This is a genomic window from Alloalcanivorax xenomutans, assembly GCF_900217905.1.
GTDB classification, from domain to species: Bacteria; Pseudomonadota; Gammaproteobacteria; order Pseudomonadales; family Alcanivoracaceae; genus Alloalcanivorax; species Alloalcanivorax xenomutans.
In genome coordinates, this window is record NZ_OBMO01000011.1 from 1 (window position 1) to 16,059 (window position 16,059).

Genomic DNA, 16,059 nt, shown 5'->3' on the forward strand with positions numbered 1-16,059 from the left:
CGCCCGCACCGCCTTCGCCCTGATGAAGCAGCAACAAGAATATTGCCCCGCAAAGCTCTTTTAAGCGTTGCAGGGCACCATAGAATCTCCCACAGCGGCTTTGTAGCCACTTAAGTCTCCAAGACCAGAAAAACACCTGTGCTTGCCGATCCGCGTCCCTGATGGAGGGAAATCGTGTTTCCTTCTAAATTTGGCCTAACGCCATGCGCCCGGATCGACGCAGACAAGCTCCCCGGCTCATGCTGTAATGCTTGCCATGATCAAGATTCTGTTGTGGCGAACACTGGCCCTGCTGACTCTGGCGCTGGGCATGATCGGCGTGGTGGTGCCCGGTCTGCCCACTGTGCCGTTTCTGCTGCTGTCGGCCTGGGCCGGCACGCACGGCTGGCCGCGCCTGGAGCACTGGCTGCTTAATCACCCCCGCTACGGCTTTTCGATCCGGCAGTGGCGGGAGCATGGCGCGGTATCCCGTCGCGCCAAGGTCGCGGCGACTTTGATGATGGCGCTGAGCGTGCTGCTGATCACGCTGTCGGCGGCGCCTTTGCTGGTGAAAATCAGCGTGCCGGCCTTCCTCAGCGTGACCCTGATCTGGCTGTGGAAACGGCCGGAACCGGGCGGTCACGAATGAATGGGGAGTCACAAATAATCGTTTACCGCACCGGCGTCGTGGCTAAACTGACCGCCTTTCACACGGTCAGCAATTGGGAGACAGACCATGGCGATCTACAAGGCTCCTTTGGAAGACATGCGTTTTGTGCTTAACGACGTGTTTCAGGCGGAACACCTCTGGTCTTCCTTGCCTCCTATCTCCGAAGTGACCCGCGATCTTTCCGACGCCGTGCTCGAAGAAGCCGGCAAGATGGTGGAGAACCTGCTGTTTCCGCTGAACCGTAACGGTGACGAGGAAGGCTGTCACTTCGAGGACGGTGTCGTCACCACGCCGAAAGGCTTCAAGGAAGCGTTCAAAACCTACGCCGAAAACGGCTGGACCGCGTTCTCCGGCAATCCGGAATTCGGCGGGCAGGGCATGCCGAAGTCCCTGGCGGTGCTGTTCGAGGAAATGATGCACAGCGCCAATTCCTCCTTCGCGCTGTACCCGGCGCTGACCAACGGCGCCACCCTGTGTCTGGATGCCCACGCCAGCGACGAGCTGAAACAGGCTTACCTGCCCAAGCTGTACAGCGGCGAATGGGCCGGCACCATGTGTTTGACCGAACCGCATTGCGGTACTGACCTGGGCATTCTGCGCACCAAGGCGGTGCCTCAGGACGACGGTTCCTATCAGATCAGCGGCACCAAGATTTTCATTACCGGCGGCGAGCACGACATGGTGGATAACATCATCCATCTGGTGCTGGCGAAATTGCCGGACGCCCCGGCCGGTTCCAAGGGCATCTCCCTGTTCCTGGTGCCGAAATTCCTGCCGGAAGCCGACCCTGTCAGTGGCAAGGAAGCTGGCGAACGCAATGGCGTCGCCGCCGGCTCCATCGAGCACAAGATGGGAATCAAAGGTTCCGCCACCTGCGTGATGAACTTCGACAGCGCCAAGGGTTGGCTGGTCGGCGAAATCAATCAGGGGCTGGCCTGTATGTTCACCATGATGAACTACGAGCGTCTGTCCATCGGTATCCAGGGGCTGGGACTGGGCGAAGCCAGCTACCAGAGTGCGGTGGATTACGCCCGTGAGCGTATCCAGGGGCGTGCCGCCACCGGTGCCGCCAATCCGGATGGCGCCGCCGACCCGATCATCGTGCATGGCGATGTGCGCCGTATGCTGATGACCATGCGTGCCCTCAATGAAGGCGGCCGTGCCTTGTCCGCATACGTTGGTATCCAACTGGATCTGGTGAAGTTCTCCGAGGACGAGGAAGTGCGCAGCAAGGCGGCGGATCGCGTGGCGCTGCTGACGCCGGTGGCGAAAGCGTTCTTCACCGATCGCGGTTTCGAAACCACGGTGCTGGGGCAGCAGGTGTTTGGCGGTCACGGTTACATTCGTGAGTGGGGTATGGAGCAGTTCGTGCGCGATTGCCGTATCTCGCAAATCTATGAGGGCACCAACGGCATTCAGGCGCTGGATCTGGCCGGCCGTAAAGTGACCCGTAACGGTGGTCGTTATGTGGAGTCGTTCCTGGCGGAAGTGCGCCACTGGATCGAGGAAAATGGCCAGGAAGCAGGCCTGGACGGCGTGCGCGAGCCGCTGGTCGCCGCCGTGGATCGTCTGCAGGTAGCCACCGAGGAATTGCTGCGTCAGGCGGGTGATAATCCGGATGCGGTCAATGCCGGGGCGGTGGAGTACCTGGACCTGTTCGGTTACGTCACCTACGCCTGGCTGTGGGCGATGATGATGGTCAATGCCGCCGGGCGTGATGACGACTTCGGCCGCGCCAAGATGATCACCGGACGGTTTTACTTCGAGCGTCTGCTGCCGCGCAGCGAAGCCCTGGCGCGGCAATTGAAGGCCGGTGCGGAAACCATGATGAGCCTGGACGCCGATTTGTTTTAAGCGGCTAAAGTGGGGCTTGCCATAGACAAGGTCACGAAGCCGCTGTAGAGCCGGGCGGCGGGCCGCTTGCCCGCAGGCCGAATGTGCCAGCGCTGGAGGGCCGGGATTCGCCAGCAGGCTGGCTCCCACAGATCATGCTACGAAGCCGCTGTGGGAGCTTGCCTGCAAGCGAATGTCCCAACATGGAGCCTATTCGCCAGCAGGGCAAGCGGCCCGCCGCCCGGCTCCTACAGGACCCCCTGTAGCGACCTCTGAAGTCATTCCCCGCCGCTCCGTGCCACCAGAATCCAGCTGAGCACTCCGCCGTTTTGTTCCCGCCATTGATAATCCAGCGCCACTCCGGTGCGCCACTCATCCGATAGCGTAGTGCGCAACACGATGCGATGGTCATCCAGCAGAGCCGCGTCCTGGAAATAAAAGCGTTGGCAGGTGAGCGGATAAAGTGCTTTGAACAGCGCCTCCTTCACCGAGAAAGTGAGAGAAACGCGGCGCGCCTGTTGTTCCTGATCCAGATCCGACAGCGCCTCGATCTCCGCCTCCGTCAGCAACTGCTCGCGCAGTTTCAGCGCCCGTTGCGGGGCGATCCACGCTTCCGCGTCCAGGCCGACGCCACGCCAACGCCTTCGATCGGCCACCAATGCCGCCGCCCGGCCCTGGGCGTGGGTGATGGCCCCGCATACCGCCTGTGGCCAAACCGGTGCCCGGTCCTCCCCGTAGCCGGGCAAGGCGGGTTCTCGGGTGATGGCCTTGATGGCGGCTCTGGCGCAGCATCGCCCCGCCAGATATTCGGCCAGACGCTTCTCCACCGCGCCTTGCAAGGACGCCGGCAGCGGCACTGCCTGATGTTCAAAATCTTCCAGCCGGGTCCGTTCCGGATAATAGCCGCCGCTGGCCAGACACAGGCCCTCTTCCCAGTGCTCTAGTTGAATAGGGTCCAGGCTGGACACGGATTCGGGCATAACGCGGTGCTCGCTGACGGGGTCTTTATACTGGCGTCTGCCCGCGATGTCGGCAAGTCCGGCTCAACGCGGCGGGCGTTGCGGCTTGACGCCACTTCCCAGCGCGTTACCCATACGATTGCGCAATGCCGACTGATTGAACTGTCCGGTCCGGTTGGGCGGCAGGCGGGTGACGTCAGCGGAGTCCAGCGCCGGATTATCCCGTTTGGCCGCCTCGGGAACGGCCGCCGGCATCATCTTCCGCTGCAGGCAGTCGTAGGGCAGGGCGCGATGGCCGTTCACCTCCACTTCCACACAGGAAGGCTCATCGGCCTCGGACGCGGGCGCTTCCGCCGCGTGTAGCGCTGGCGCCATCAGTACCAGCCATCCCATGCCTATCCAGTGCTTCATGTCGTTTCCGTTTTTGATCGGTGAGAGTGTCCGCTGCCAGGAGAATGAAAACGCGGTGGTTTTTCAGTGAATTTTTCATGACGAGCCACTCTGGCCCTCGCTATTTCCCTCCAGCCCTGTTCTGACGCTGTCCCGGCATCGGTCAAGCGCCTTCGACTAGCCACCTTTTTGCTGTAGCAACGCGGTCTTTCCGTGAATTTTTGGTGACAACGGTTCGGTTCCGACGGACTCCCGCCATCTAGAGAGTGTTAACTGGATCACCGTATTTGCCGCGGTGTGTTTCGGGGTTGTGGTTCGTGGTTACCAGAGTTGTCCACGGTGATGCTGGCCACCGGTCCATGTATGTGTTTGCAGAGTCGAGTCAATGCGTGACGCCAACAGAATGAGTGGAATGGCCTGGTTTTTGGGGGGAATGTTCGTGGCAGCCATGACTTTGACATCGTCACTTCATGCTCAACAAGACGCCACCGGCCATGAGGATCGTACAGAGGCGCCGGCGGAGGCGCCGGGAACGGTGACCATCAATGAGTACATCGTGCGTGGTAACACGGTTTTGGAAGCGCGTGACATCGAGAAGGCGGTGTACCCCTTTCTCGGGCCGGAACGAAGCCTGGAAGACATCCAGAGCGCGCAAAAAGCTCTGCAAAAAGTATATCAGGACAAAGGGTATCAATCCGTTTATGTGGAGTTGCCGGAGCAGCGGGTCAGTGGCGGCGTGGTCTATCTCCAGGTGATCGAAGTCACCGTGGGGCGGGTGCGCGTGGTCGGCGCCGAGTACCACTCCCCGCTGAAAATCCGCGAGGAAGTGACGGCACTGCGGGAAGGCGTGGTGCCCAATTTCGAACTGGTGCAGGAAGATTTGACCAAGGTGAACCGCACCGGCAAGCGGCAGGTAATGCCGGTGGTCAAGGAAGGCGCCATTCCCGGCACCATGGATGTGGACCTGGCCGTGGAGGATCAGACGCCTTGGAACGGCAGCCTGACCTTGAACAACGATTACAGCGCCGACACCGAAAAACTGCGTACCATCGCCACCCTCGGGCATTCCAACTTGTGGCAACGGGGACACAGCATGTCCCTGACCCTGTTCACCGCGCCGGAGAATACCGATAACGCCGAGGTTTGGTCGTTGAGTTACGGCATGCCGCTGTCCGAGCGCTGGTCCCTGCGCTTCTCCGGTTATACCTCCGACAGTGACGTCAATACCGTGGGCGGCACCAGCGTGTTGGGGCAAGGACAATCCTACGGTGTTTCCGCCACCTACAACATTCCGTTCGACGGCACCTGGGGGCATTCCCTCTCCCTCGGCGTTGATTTCAAGGACTTCGATGAGTCGCTGGAATTCGGCGACGCCGAGGACACCATCCCCCTGAAATACGCGCCTTTTACCTTTGGCTATAACGGCTACTACTACACCGAAAAAAATCAGGGCTCGATCAATCTGACCCTGGTTACCGCCACCAATGAGTTCCCCGGCAACAGCAGCGGCTGGGAAGAGTTCGATTACAAACGGTACCGGGCCAAACCGGATTTCGCCGTGATCAGGGCCGAGGCCAGCAACGAGAGGCTGCTGGGCGAGTGGGGGCTGGCGACAAAACTAAGCGCGCAGATGGCGTCCGGCTCCCTGGTTTCCAACGAGCAGTTCGCGGTGGGGGGCGCCGGCACGGTTCGGGGTTATCTGTCCGCGGAGCAATCCGCCGACGACGGTGTGCTGGCCAGTATTGAGCTGCGCACACCTTCCATCGCCGAGTGGCTGGGGTCGCCCTGGAGTCTGGTGCGCGCCCATGTCTTCGGTGAAGGCGCCCATCTGACACTGCAAAACCCATTGCCGGAGCAGGACGATGAATTCGACCTGGCCAGTGTCGGCGTTGGGCTGCGGGCGGAGATCGGTGCCTGGTTGAGCGGACGGCTGGATCTGGGGTACCCGCTTACCGACGCGGAAAACACGGAAAAACACGACCCCAGATTGCATTTCAGTATTACCGCCAGTTTCTGAACAGAACCAAGGACGTCCCCAAGGGCGACCAAACAGCTTGTTTTTCGGAGTGTCTGATCATGCAACAACGCCTGCTGATTTTTCTCATATCCTGCCTGGGTGCGCTGTTGCCCACCCTGGCCCATGCCTGGTGGCAAGACGATTGGAGTTACCGCAAGCAAATCACCATCGATACCTCGCCCCAGGGCGCGGCCATCGATCAGCGGGTCGGCCGGGTGCCGCTGCTGGTACGTCTGCATACCGGCAATTTCAGTTTTCAGGACGTCCAGGAAAACGGCTCGGATCTGCGCTTTGTGGCGGCGGACGATCAGACCGTTCTCAATCACCAGATTGAAAGCTTCGACGCGCTGTTGGGCGTGGCCTACATCTGGGTGGATGTGCCGGCGCTGGAAGCCGGGTCCAGCCAGGATATCTGGATGTACTACGGCAATCCCGACGCGCCGGCCACCAGCAACGGTCAGGCGGTGTTCGACGCCGATTACACCCTGGTCTATCACTTTGACCAGGCGCCCGGCGCACCCGCCCGTGACGCCACCGCCTACGGCAACAATTCCAGTAACACCGTGGCGCAAAGCGTCACCGGGGTGATCGGCCAGGCCGCCGCCTTTGCCGGTGGCGAACCGCTGATGGTGGAAGCCGCGCCGTCCCTGGCGACGCCCGCCGCCGGTCAGTTTTCCTTCAGCGCCTGGGTGCGTGCCGATCAGAATGCCAATGAACAGTTGATCTATGCCCGCCGTGACGCCGGTAATTCGCTGTTGATCGGTATCAACGCCGGCCAGCCCTTCGTTGAGGTCAATGGTCAGAGAACGGCGCCAGCGCAACCGCTGGCATCCGGTCAGTGGCAGCATCTGGCGGTGACCGCCGATGGGCAGCAAGTGGCGTTGTACGTGAATGGCCGCCAGATCAGCAGCTTGCCGGTGGCACTGCCGCCGCTGGCTACCGCCATCGCCTTGGGGGGCGATATTCCGGGTTACGCGCCCGCCGAGCCCGTTGCGGAAGAAACCGCGAGTGAAGGGGAGGATGTCGCTACCACCACACCGGCAGCGGTGCCGTCCCGCCACTTCAATGGCGCTCTGGATGAAGTGCGGATTTCCAAGCAGGCCCGGCCGGCGTCTCTGTTGATGGCGGATTACCAGGCCCAGGGCTCCGAGTCGCGGTTGGTGGTGTTCGGCGTCGACGAAGAACAGTCCGGCTTCGGCTTCGGCGCGCTCGGCTTCTTGCTGAGCGCGGTACCTATCGACGCCTGGGTCATCATTGGGATTCTGGTGATCATGATGATCCAGACCTGGTTCGTCATGTACCGGAAGTTCCGCCATACCCGCCGGGTGGACGAGGCCAATGGCCGTTTCCGTGACGAGTTCGCCCAGGTCGGCACGCAACTGGAAAAACTCGCGGACAGCCCCGAGCTGGAGCGGGAACTGGAGCACTCATCGCTGTGGCGGTTGTACCAAGTGGCGGTGCATGAGTTGCGTCTGCGGCGTGCCCAGGGCGCCGATACTTCCAGCATTTCCTCGGAAACCCTGGAAGCGATCCGCGCTTCCATGGACGCCGTTCGTACCCAGCAGAATCGCGAGCTGAGTTCCCGTCTCGGTGTGCTCTCCAACGCCATCGCCGGCGGCCCCTACATCGGCCTGCTGGGTACGGTGATGGGCATCATGGTGGTGTTTCTCGGTACCGCCATGGCCGGGGACGTGAACATCAACGCGGTGGCGCCGGGTATGGCCGCCGCCCTGTTGGCCACCGCCATGGGGTTGTTCGTGGCGATCCCGGCGCTGTTTGCCTACAACCGCATCAACGGCCGTAACCGTGATATCAGCTCCGATATGCGCGTGTTCCTGGATGAATTCGTCACCCGCCTGGCCGAGATTCATGGCGCCGGGCAGCGGCCGACGCAGCCGGCGCAGGCCGGTCATGCCGTGCGCCATGGCATCTCTCAAAGCCCGGTGGTGTAAGGAGAACAACGATGGCTTCGGTAAGAACCTCGATGGACGACGATGAAATGGACGGACCGGTGGACGGCATCAATATCACGCCGCTGGTGGATGTGCTCATGGTGGTGCTGGTGATGTTCATCCTCACCGCCACGGCGCAGATCGCGGGCATCAAGGTGGATCTGCCCAAGGCCAGCTCCTCGGTGTCGCTGTCCGAATCCAAGACCAAGGCCATTTCGGTGAACAACGACGGACAGGTGTTTCTCGATGCCTACCCGGTGACGCTCGCTGAACTGGAGGATCGGTTGCGTACCGAGAAAGCCATGAACCCCGGCTTTCCGGTGATCGTGCGCGGGGACGCCGCGGTGCAATACCAAAAAGTGGTGCAAGTGCTGGATGTGCTGCGGCGTCTGGATCTCAACCAGGTCGGTCTGGTGACCGGCAAGCCGCCACAGTGATCGATGATAACCGGATAACAGGAAAGACCATGTCGTTGCAGTCACCTCAATCGCGGGATTCCGGAACGGCCTCGGGCAAGCGGCATTCCCTTTCCGCGAGCAAGACATCCCGAACGCGGCGCGGGCCGATGACCTATGTGCGCCTGGCCGTCGGCGCGGTGGTGTTGATTGTTCTGGGCTGGCTGATCTGGCAATGGGCCAACGATATGAGCGGCGTGCGCCGCCAGGTGCCGCAGGAGCCGATGCTGGTACCGCTGCCTCCGCCGCCGCCGGAGCCGGAACCAGAGGAAATGAAGGAGCCGGAGCCGGAACCCGAACCGGAGGAGATCGTCGAGCCGGAGCCGGAACCCACGCCGGTGGAAGAACCGACGCCGGAAGAGCCGCCTTCACCGTCGGATGATTTGTCCGAGGCCATGCAGATCGATGGTGAAGCTCAGGCCGGTACCGATGCTTTCAATATCGGCGCCGGCAGTGGTGGCGGCATGGCCGGTTCCGGCACCGGCCGGGTCGGCAACGCCACCTACGGCCAGTACCTCTCCTACGCCTTTCAGCGGGCGCTGCGCGAGGAGCCGTCGATCCGTCATCTGAGTTACCGGATACAGATCAATCTCTGGCTTAACGAGGCCGGTCAGATCACCCGGGTGCAATTACTCAAGTCCAGTGGTGACCCGGATACGGACGACAAAGTGATCGCCGCCGTGCGTGCCATCCCGGCGCTGGATCAAAAGCCGCCGAAGTCGATGACATTGCCGGTGAAAGTGGCTTTGCAAGGGCGGCGTCCGGGCTGACCGGGACCGAAACCAACCAGACCCAAGAATCGAGACGAACCGTTTCAGGAGCAATAAAGCAATGAACATGAAGCGCAATCAGTGGCTGCTGATGCTGGCCGTGGCGGCGACCTTGAGCGGCCCGGCCGTGGCGCAGGCACCCGCCGAATCCACCGCGCCGGAGGGCAACAGCACCACCGTGCACCTGATCCGGCTGCTGGTGGAACAGGGGGTGATCACCGATGCCCAGGCCAACGCCTTGCTACAGCAGGCGCGACAGGAGGCCCAGACCGCCAGTCAGCGCCGCCCCGAACCCGAAGTGCGGGAAGGGGACGTGCGTGTGCCCTACATCCCGGAAGTGGTTCGTGACGAGATTCGCGAGGAAGTCAAACAGGAAGTGATGGCCCAGGCCAAGGCGGAAAACTGGGCGGCGCCGAATACCTTCCCGGACTGGGTGTCTCGGGTGAAGCTGTTTGGTGACGTGCGGGTACGTAATGAGAGCCGGTTCTTTTCCGGGGATAACAGTGACGAAATTATCGACTTCATGGAATTCAATGACGATAACTACGACGTCAATGCTGAGTCAGCAACGTACTTTCCTCCAACGATAAATACTCGCGAGGATCGCGAGAATCTACTTCGTATCCGCGCCCGTTTCGGTCTGGAGGCGATGTTATCCGAGAACTGGACCACTGGAGTCCGGTTCGCCACCGGCAGTAGTAGTGGACCGGTGTCCACCACTCAGACCCTCGGCGGAGGTTTGAGTAAAAAAGACATCTGGTTGGACCGGGCCTGGATCAGCTGGCATCCGGGAAACTGGAACTTTACCGCCGGGCGGGCTGAAAACCCGTTCGTCTCCACCGATATTCTTTATTCCGGCGATCTGAACTTCGATGGTATCTCCGCTGGCTTTTCGGGGCTGCGATTCAGTCAGAGCGGGAGTGTCTTTGGCACCCTGGGTGCTTTCCCGTTGCAGTACAGCGATGATGACTGGCCCTCCAACAGCTTTGATAAAGGTGAAAGCGAGGACCGCTGGCTGGTGGGCGCCCAGATCGGTGCCAATTGGGAATTTGAAAACCAGAACCGCTTCCAGGCTGCTCTTGCTTATTACGATTTCACCAATGTCCGTGGCCAGCGTTCTTCCGAGTGCCGTCTCTATGATAGTGGGCCTTCCTGTGATACCGACTGGTCGGTGCCGGCGTTCATGCAAAAAGGGAACACGGTATTCCAGCTGCGTGATATCCAGCTGGACCCCCAGGATCCGGCGCGCACGCCGATGCCGCAGTACGTTGGCCTGGCCTCGAAATTCCAGCTTTTTGATCTGAATGTGCGCTGGGACACGGTTCTTTTCAACGGCTACCGATTGCAGTTGGCGGGCAACTACATCTACAACCATGGCTACGATGAGCAGGAGATGTGGGAGAACGCAGAAGGTCAGTTGGCGAATAACTTTAATGTCAATACCGGCGAAATCGAGAGTGGCCGCGACGCCTGGATGGTGCACGCCGCTTTCGGCTCCTCCTTGGATCTGAAGCGGCGTGGCGACTGGATGACGTTCCTTGGCTACAAGTACATCAAGCCCGACGCCCTGCCGGATGCCTACAACGACTCTTCCTTCCACCTCGGTGGTACCAACGCCAAGGGCTACTACCTGGGCGCGGCTTACGCCTTGAACGAGCGGCTGTACTTCCAGGGCCGCTGGATGAGTTCGGAAGAGGTGTATGGGCCGCCGTTGTCCATCGACATCCTGCAACTCGAACTGAATGCCCGGTTCTGATCGGCCTGGCGATGAAGGGAGGTAATACCATGAAGAAGGCGGATAACGTCAAAACAAAGTGGTTTCCCGCGACGCTGACATTGCTGGTTCTGGCCTTGCCGGCCTGGGCACAGGCCCAGCAGTCCAGCCTGGAAGAACGTCTGCGCACCGAGTTACGCAACACCACCCAGCAATTACGAGACCTGCAATCCCGGCAAGCGGGCCTGGAGGCGGCCCGCTCCAACGCGGAAGTGCAACGTGACGCCGCCAGGGCCCAGGTGGCCAAATTGCAGGCCCGGCTCGATGCGGTGGAAGGCAATCTGGCCTCCCAGCAACGCAGCAGTCAGGCACGCATCGCCGCCAGCCAGGAACGCGCCCAGCAGATGCGCGACGCCTACGATGAGTTGTTGACCCTGGCCAAAGGCAAGGAAACGGAGCGGCTGACGTTGCAGAAAGCATTGCAACAACATACCGCCGAATTACAGACCTGCGTCAGCCGCAACGAGGAGATGTATATGGCGGGCAAGGAGATTCTGTCCGCCTATGAAAGCCTCGGTGCCGGCAGCCTGTTCAAGATGCGTCAGCCGCTGGCGACCTCGTCGCGGGTGGAGTTCGAGAACAGGGCCCAGGAAATGGGAGACCGGCTGTATAACGCCCAGGTCGGCGTGGTGCGGTCGGACCAGGACGGTAACGCCGGGGCGGCGGAAAACGACGGCTGACCATCATTGAAACGTCACAACGGCTTGTTAAGGACATCACCATGAGCGAAGAAAACCACATCATCGACACTCTGCCTCTTGAGGAACTCAGTGCTCTGTTGCAGGAAGCCGGTTATCGCACCAATGAAACCGAGCATAACGGCAGCAAGCAACTGCTCAGCGCCAGTCAGGGCATCGGCTTTGCCGTGCGCCCCGGTAATATGCTGGGGGAAGGGCTGCTGGACTTCACCATCAGCTGCGCTTTGCGCATCCAGGGCGAGTTGCCGGAAGGACTGATCCCGGCCTGGAATCGCGGCAAGCGTTTTTCGCGACTGAGTCGGCACGGTGATTTTCTGGTACTGGAAATGGATGTGATCGTGGCTGGCGGTGTGCGCCGCGCCCATGTGCGCGCCAACCTGGAAATCTGGGACCGCTTGTTGCAGGAGTTCCTGCTCTATCTGCGCAATTACCGTGACGAGAACCGTAATGAGAGCCACGATAAAGGCGATGCCTCGGAACATGAGCAGGCGATAAGCACGGAAGCGACGGAGTGACGGGTAGAGAAGTGAATTGCCGGCGTGCCGGCGATGGTTTCAACCTGGGAGTGAACAATGAAAAGCGCACAGGTTTTACTCAGCGCGGTGTTGGCTGGTTTGGCGGGCGTCATTGGCACCGTTTGGGTGATGCAACCGTCCGAGGCGGTGGCCGTTTCGGAACCGGCATCGGTTTCGTCACCAGCGGCCTCATCGCCCACCTCCACAGGGCAAGGGGATGCGGTCGCGGCCCTGGGCGCGGTCAGTCTGCGCGATCAGGAAGTGGCGGACTGGCTGGCGGCGTTGTCGCCACAGGCCCGCTCGGCGATACAGCGGGATCGTGCGCTGTTTGATGATTGGGCGCGTCAGCGTCTGGCGGAAAAGGCACTGATCCGGGAGGCCCGGCAACAGGGCTGGGAGAAGCGGGAGGAAGTGACACAGGCCATCGATCAAGCGCGCGATCAGATCCTGCTGCGCAGCTATCTGGGCGCGGTGAGCCAGGTGCCGGAGGACTTTCCCGATGACGCCACGCTGCGGCAGCTTTATGACAGCAGAAAGCAGGAACTGGCGGTACCGGAACGTTATCACCTCAGGCAGATTTTTCTTGCCGTGGACGGCACCAATGCCGACCAGGTGAAAGCCCGCGCCGGGCAATTGGTGAAGGAAGCCCGCGCTAAAAAAGGGGACTTCGCCGAACTGGCCCGCCGTCATTCCGATGACGCGGCTTCCGCCGCCCGGGGTGGTGATATCGGCGTGCAGTCATTGGCCCAGCTTACTCCGGAGGCGCGCCCGGTGGTGACGGCGTTGAAGGAAGGGGAAGTCTCCGCGCCGTTTCGCACCGCGTCGGGTTGGCATGTGCTCAAGCTGGAGAAGACCGAGGCGGCGAGAACCGCCACCTTCGATGAGGTGCGCGATCAACTGCGCGCCACGGTCAGGGAGCAGCGCCGGCGGCAAAACGCCGAGGCCTACCTGAACCGTCTGGTGGGTGAAGCTTCTCTCAGTATCAACGGCGCCGCGGTGACGGCGTTGCTGGAAAACCAAAACCAGCCTTAATCAAAAAGGAACCTGTATGCCGATCCGGATGGTAATGGTAACGGCGCTGGCCGCCACTGTGCTGGCCGCCTGTACCCAGACCACGCCCCGCTCCGATTCAGCGGTTGATCGCTATCAGCGTTCGGTGATCGTGCAATGTTCGCTGACCCAGGATGTGGAAGCCAATCCCTGTATCGCCAAGGCGCGCCAGGCTTGTGGCACGGACCGGGTGCGTTTGAAAAACGTGGATTCCCGACAAGCAGTGAGTGCCCCGGTGGCGCGGGGAGCTCCGGTAACGCTGGTGTATAACTACTCAGTGGTCTATTACTGCCAGGATTAGCGGCGGGATGCCGGGACATGCCCGCTGAAGGTATGAATCCGCATGGTATTCGCTGCCACGGCAGCTTCCCAGAGAGAGCTACGAAGCCGCTGTGGGAGGCTGCCTTGGCAGCGAATCAGCGTGTAGGATGTGTAGGAGTACGGTCTCTCAGCTGATAATCAGAATCCCACCCGGCAATGATCGCACCTCCGCGCCACGCACTTCCTTGACCAGAGCGGCGAAGTCTTCCAGTTTGTCCAATGACAGATAAGCCTGTACCGGAACCCGGCCGATCTGATCGTTCACCAACACGATCTGCCCCGGGCGGTAGCGGTTCACCTCGTCCACCACCCGGGCCAGTGGCGTGCCGTTGAACACCAGCATGCGTTGCCGCCAGGCCGTCACATGATCCGGGTCCACGTGTTGCACGGAGGACAAGCGGGCGCTGTTGTACACCACTTGCTGGGCAGGCTGGAGCTGGACACTCTGGTGTTGATGGCGCACCGCCACCTGGCCATCCAGGCAGGTCACCCGCACGCGGTCATCGGTGAAGCGCACATTGAAGCGTGCGTGGCGTGCTTCAATGAGGCCGTTCTGGGCGGTCACCGTGAAGGGAAGGCGGTTGCCGTCGGCGGTGGTGATCTCGGTTTCGCCGCTGTTCAACACCAGTCCGGTGATTTGTTCCGCCTGCCGATTCACGTCGATACTGGTGCGGGTGTTGAGCTGCACGGTGGCGGCGTTGGGCAGCACTACTTCGCGTTGCTCCCCGGTGCCAGTCCAAAGATCGGCGGACTGCATGCCCATGCGCGTCCACAAATCCAGAGGCGAGCGTAACGCCAGCCAGCCCGCCGCCGAAGCCGCCACGGCGCCGCCGAGAAAGGCCCGGCGAGTGAAACGGGAAGAACGGCGCCGGGGCAGCGGATGAGCGCCGGCTTCGATGCTCTCGCTGGTAGCGGCCTGTTCCATGCCCTGCCAGACCTGGCGGCAATGGACGAATGCCCGGGCGTGCTCCGGGCTCCGCGCGCACCAGCGGCGGAAAGCTTCACCGTCGGCGGCGCTGGCGCGTCCCGAGGAGAGGTGCACCACCCATTCTCTTGCCTCCCGGGTGATCCGGTCGGAAGAGGGGGCGGGGGCATTTCGATAATCGGTCATGATTGCGTCGGCCTTTTTTGTCTGGGCCCGTAACGTGGGGCGTAATCCCGCTCCAGCCTTTCGCAACAATGCTGTAATCCGGCGCGTAGTTCTTTTTCCACGGTGCGCAGGGACACACCGAAACGTTCGGCGATTTCCGCGTGGGGAGTGTCCTCGATACGCGCGGCGGTAACGATGGCGCGTCGGCGGCGTGGCAGTTCCGCCAGGGCTCTGCGAAATATCCGGATCTCCTGTTCACCCAGTGCCTCACGGGCGGGATCGGCCAGTTCATCCGCCATCTGATAGAGATCGTCCACTTCGTCCAGTGTCATCACTCTGGCGTGTTTTCGGCGTTGTTCCTCCGCCACGTTCATGGCGATGCGGAAAAGGTAGGCGGCGGGATGGTGAACACGGGTGCCCTCCTGCATACGTTCAATTCGCAACCAGGTTTCCTGCAAGGCGTCCTCCGCCAGTTGGTGGGAACCCAGACGGCTGTACAGACGCTGACGGAATTCGTCATAGCGTTGCACCAGCAGATCGCGCAGCGAATGGTGCGAAGTCTCGGCGGTACTCATTCCCTGGATTCTCCTTGGCAGGATGGCGTGCCCGGATGGAGTAGCAGTGTGATCGGTTGCGGCATGCCGGGCGGCGGTGGCGGCAGGATCAGATCCTTGAAGCTGGCGCGGACGCTTGCTCCCCAGCGTGCCTCGGCGTCGCCGTCCGGAAAGTGCACCCGGGTTACCCGGCCTTGAGGGTCGGCCCACAATTGCACCACCAGGCGAAACTGTCCCAGTTGTTCCGGTTGATGGCGACACAGGCCGGTCAGCACCGATTGTTGCAGTGAGCGGGCATAAGCGGGCGGTACCACGGATCGAGTCTTGGATGCGACGGTTTTGGCGTCGTCGTGCTGGGCAGGTACCAGCGTCAGGGCGGAATCGGTCAACCGGCGGCTGGTCAGCCCGGTACCGTTCAGCAATATCGTCAACGCCTGATCCGGAGGGAAATGGCCCCGTACGGCGCTGGCGGTTTTGTCCTGGATGCGATCACTGGTAACCAAGATCGATATCCCCGTTTGCTCACTGAAAGTCTCCAACGACAGCGGTAAAGGCTGCGCGGGAAGATCAAAAAAGGGGGCGCCGTCATTGGCGTAACCGGCCAGGGTCGATGCCAGCATCAATCCCGTCCCCACCAGCCGCAACAAACGGAGAAAGAGGCTCCGGTCGGCGAAAGAGGCGGTGATCGTCACGGGAAAGACGGCACTGGCATGGTCACCTGTAGACACTGCATCCGGGTCTTGAACCGGTGGATTCAATCCGTGCTCCACCATGCAGGCTCTGTATGTCAAATCCGTGTCGTGCACTGTAGAACCCGACACTGCCTGGATTGTGCCCCTTGATGAACTTTCCGTGAAAAAACGGCGGTCGTGGGGCGGGCCGATCATCTTTCTCACAAAGACCGTTCACGCTGGAGCCGATGCCGCGCCGGGGGCCGTTGGGGTTGTGCCGTGGCCGCCGTCGCTAGCGTGTAGGGATGCGGGGCGCGCCCGTCGCGCGCACCGCCATCGCCTTGGTGGTCGTCCACAGTCG

16 protein-coding genes are annotated in these 16,059 nt (G+C 61.4%); 11 read left to right on the forward strand and 5 right to left on the reverse strand.

Annotation, left to right across the window (positions count from 1 at the left end):
- Positions 1-256 precede the first annotated feature (256 nt).
- Entirely contained in the window at positions 257-628 is a 372-nt protein-coding gene (locus CRO06_RS10045; protein ID WP_063140374.1) for a YbaN family protein, read from the forward strand.
- Between the two features lie 87 nt (positions 629-715).
- Positions 716-2,503: an acyl-CoA dehydrogenase C-terminal domain-containing protein gene (locus CRO06_RS10050; RefSeq protein WP_097058358.1), complete on the forward strand. Its 1,788-nt coding sequence runs from the start codon at positions 716-718 to the stop codon at positions 2,501-2,503.
- Between the two features lie 257 nt (positions 2,504-2,760).
- On the opposite strand, the gene CRO06_RS10055 is transcribed toward CRO06_RS10050, so the two are convergent.
- Entirely contained in the window at positions 2,761-3,462 is a 702-nt protein-coding gene (locus tag CRO06_RS10055; RefSeq protein ID WP_097058359.1) for a 4'-phosphopantetheinyl transferase family protein, read from the reverse strand.
- A 63-nt stretch (positions 3,463-3,525) separates the two neighbouring features.
- Positions 3,526-3,852 (reverse strand): hypothetical protein, encoded by a 327-nt coding sequence (locus tag CRO06_RS10060; RefSeq protein ID WP_031228131.1) that lies wholly within the window; start codon positions 3,850-3,852, stop codon positions 3,526-3,528.
- A gap of 412 nt (positions 3,853-4,264) precedes the next feature.
- Between CRO06_RS10060 and CRO06_RS10065 the strand changes: the two genes are divergently transcribed.
- From CRO06_RS10065 to CRO06_RS10105, 9 genes are all read left to right on the forward strand, one after another.
- Positions 4,265-5,848 carry a ShlB/FhaC/HecB family hemolysin secretion/activation protein gene (locus CRO06_RS10065; protein ID WP_421706430.1) on the forward strand — a complete coding sequence of 528 codons (1,584 nt, stop codon included), beginning with the start codon at positions 4,265-4,267 and terminating at the stop codon, positions 5,846-5,848.
- A gap of 59 nt (positions 5,849-5,907) precedes the next feature.
- Positions 5,908-7,800: a DUF2341 domain-containing protein gene (locus tag CRO06_RS10070; RefSeq protein WP_055099719.1), complete on the forward strand. Its 1,893-nt coding sequence runs from the start codon at positions 5,908-5,910 to the stop codon at positions 7,798-7,800.
- An 11-nt stretch (positions 7,801-7,811) separates the two neighbouring features.
- Positions 7,812-8,237, forward strand: coding sequence for an ExbD/TolR family protein (locus tag CRO06_RS10075; RefSeq protein WP_014993295.1), 426 nt, complete (start codon positions 7,812-7,814; stop codon positions 8,235-8,237).
- A 128-nt stretch (positions 8,238-8,365) separates the two neighbouring features.
- Positions 8,366-9,025, forward strand: coding sequence for an energy transducer TonB family protein (locus tag CRO06_RS10080; protein WP_022994183.1), 660 nt, complete (start codon positions 8,366-8,368; stop codon positions 9,023-9,025).
- A gap of 61 nt (positions 9,026-9,086) precedes the next feature.
- Positions 9,087-10,781, forward strand: a complete 1,695-nt coding sequence (locus CRO06_RS10085; RefSeq protein ID WP_097058360.1) for a putative porin — start codon at positions 9,087-9,089, stop codon at positions 10,779-10,781.
- A gap of 29 nt (positions 10,782-10,810) precedes the next feature.
- Positions 10,811-11,479: a DNA repair protein gene (locus tag CRO06_RS10090; RefSeq protein WP_097058361.1), complete on the forward strand. Its 669-nt coding sequence runs from the start codon at positions 10,811-10,813 to the stop codon at positions 11,477-11,479.
- A 41-nt stretch (positions 11,480-11,520) separates the two neighbouring features.
- Complete coding sequence (locus CRO06_RS10095; RefSeq protein WP_097058362.1) at positions 11,521-12,012, forward strand: YbjN domain-containing protein; 492 nt, start codon at positions 11,521-11,523, stop codon at positions 12,010-12,012.
- Between the two features lie 57 nt (positions 12,013-12,069).
- Positions 12,070-13,044, forward strand: coding sequence for a peptidylprolyl isomerase (locus CRO06_RS10100; RefSeq protein WP_097058363.1), 975 nt, complete (start codon positions 12,070-12,072; stop codon positions 13,042-13,044).
- Between the two features lie 16 nt (positions 13,045-13,060).
- The gene (locus tag CRO06_RS10105; protein WP_097058364.1) at positions 13,061-13,363 is read left to right on the forward strand and encodes a hypothetical protein; all 303 of its coding nucleotides are present in this window, start codon (positions 13,061-13,063) and stop codon (positions 13,361-13,363) included.
- Between the two features lie 147 nt (positions 13,364-13,510).
- Here CRO06_RS10105 and CRO06_RS10110 read toward each other — a convergent pair whose 3' ends face one another.
- Genes CRO06_RS10110 through CRO06_RS10120 form a run of 3 tightly spaced genes read right to left on the reverse strand, consistent with a single transcriptional unit; the run spans position 13,511 to position 15,647 of the window.
- Positions 13,511-14,494: a FecR family protein gene (locus CRO06_RS10110; RefSeq protein WP_097058365.1), complete on the reverse strand. Its 984-nt coding sequence runs from the start codon at positions 14,492-14,494 to the stop codon at positions 13,511-13,513.
- Entirely contained in the window at positions 14,491-15,048 is a 558-nt protein-coding gene (locus CRO06_RS10115) for an RNA polymerase sigma factor (RefSeq protein WP_022994176.1), read from the reverse strand. Before CRO06_RS10115 ends, CRO06_RS10110 begins: the two co-directional genes overlap by 4 nt.
- Entirely contained in the window at positions 15,045-15,647 is a 603-nt protein-coding gene (locus tag CRO06_RS10120) for an STN domain-containing protein (protein ID WP_167374812.1), read from the reverse strand. Before CRO06_RS10120 ends, CRO06_RS10115 begins: the two co-directional genes overlap by 4 nt.
- Between the last annotated feature and the right edge of the window lie 412 nt (positions 15,648-16,059).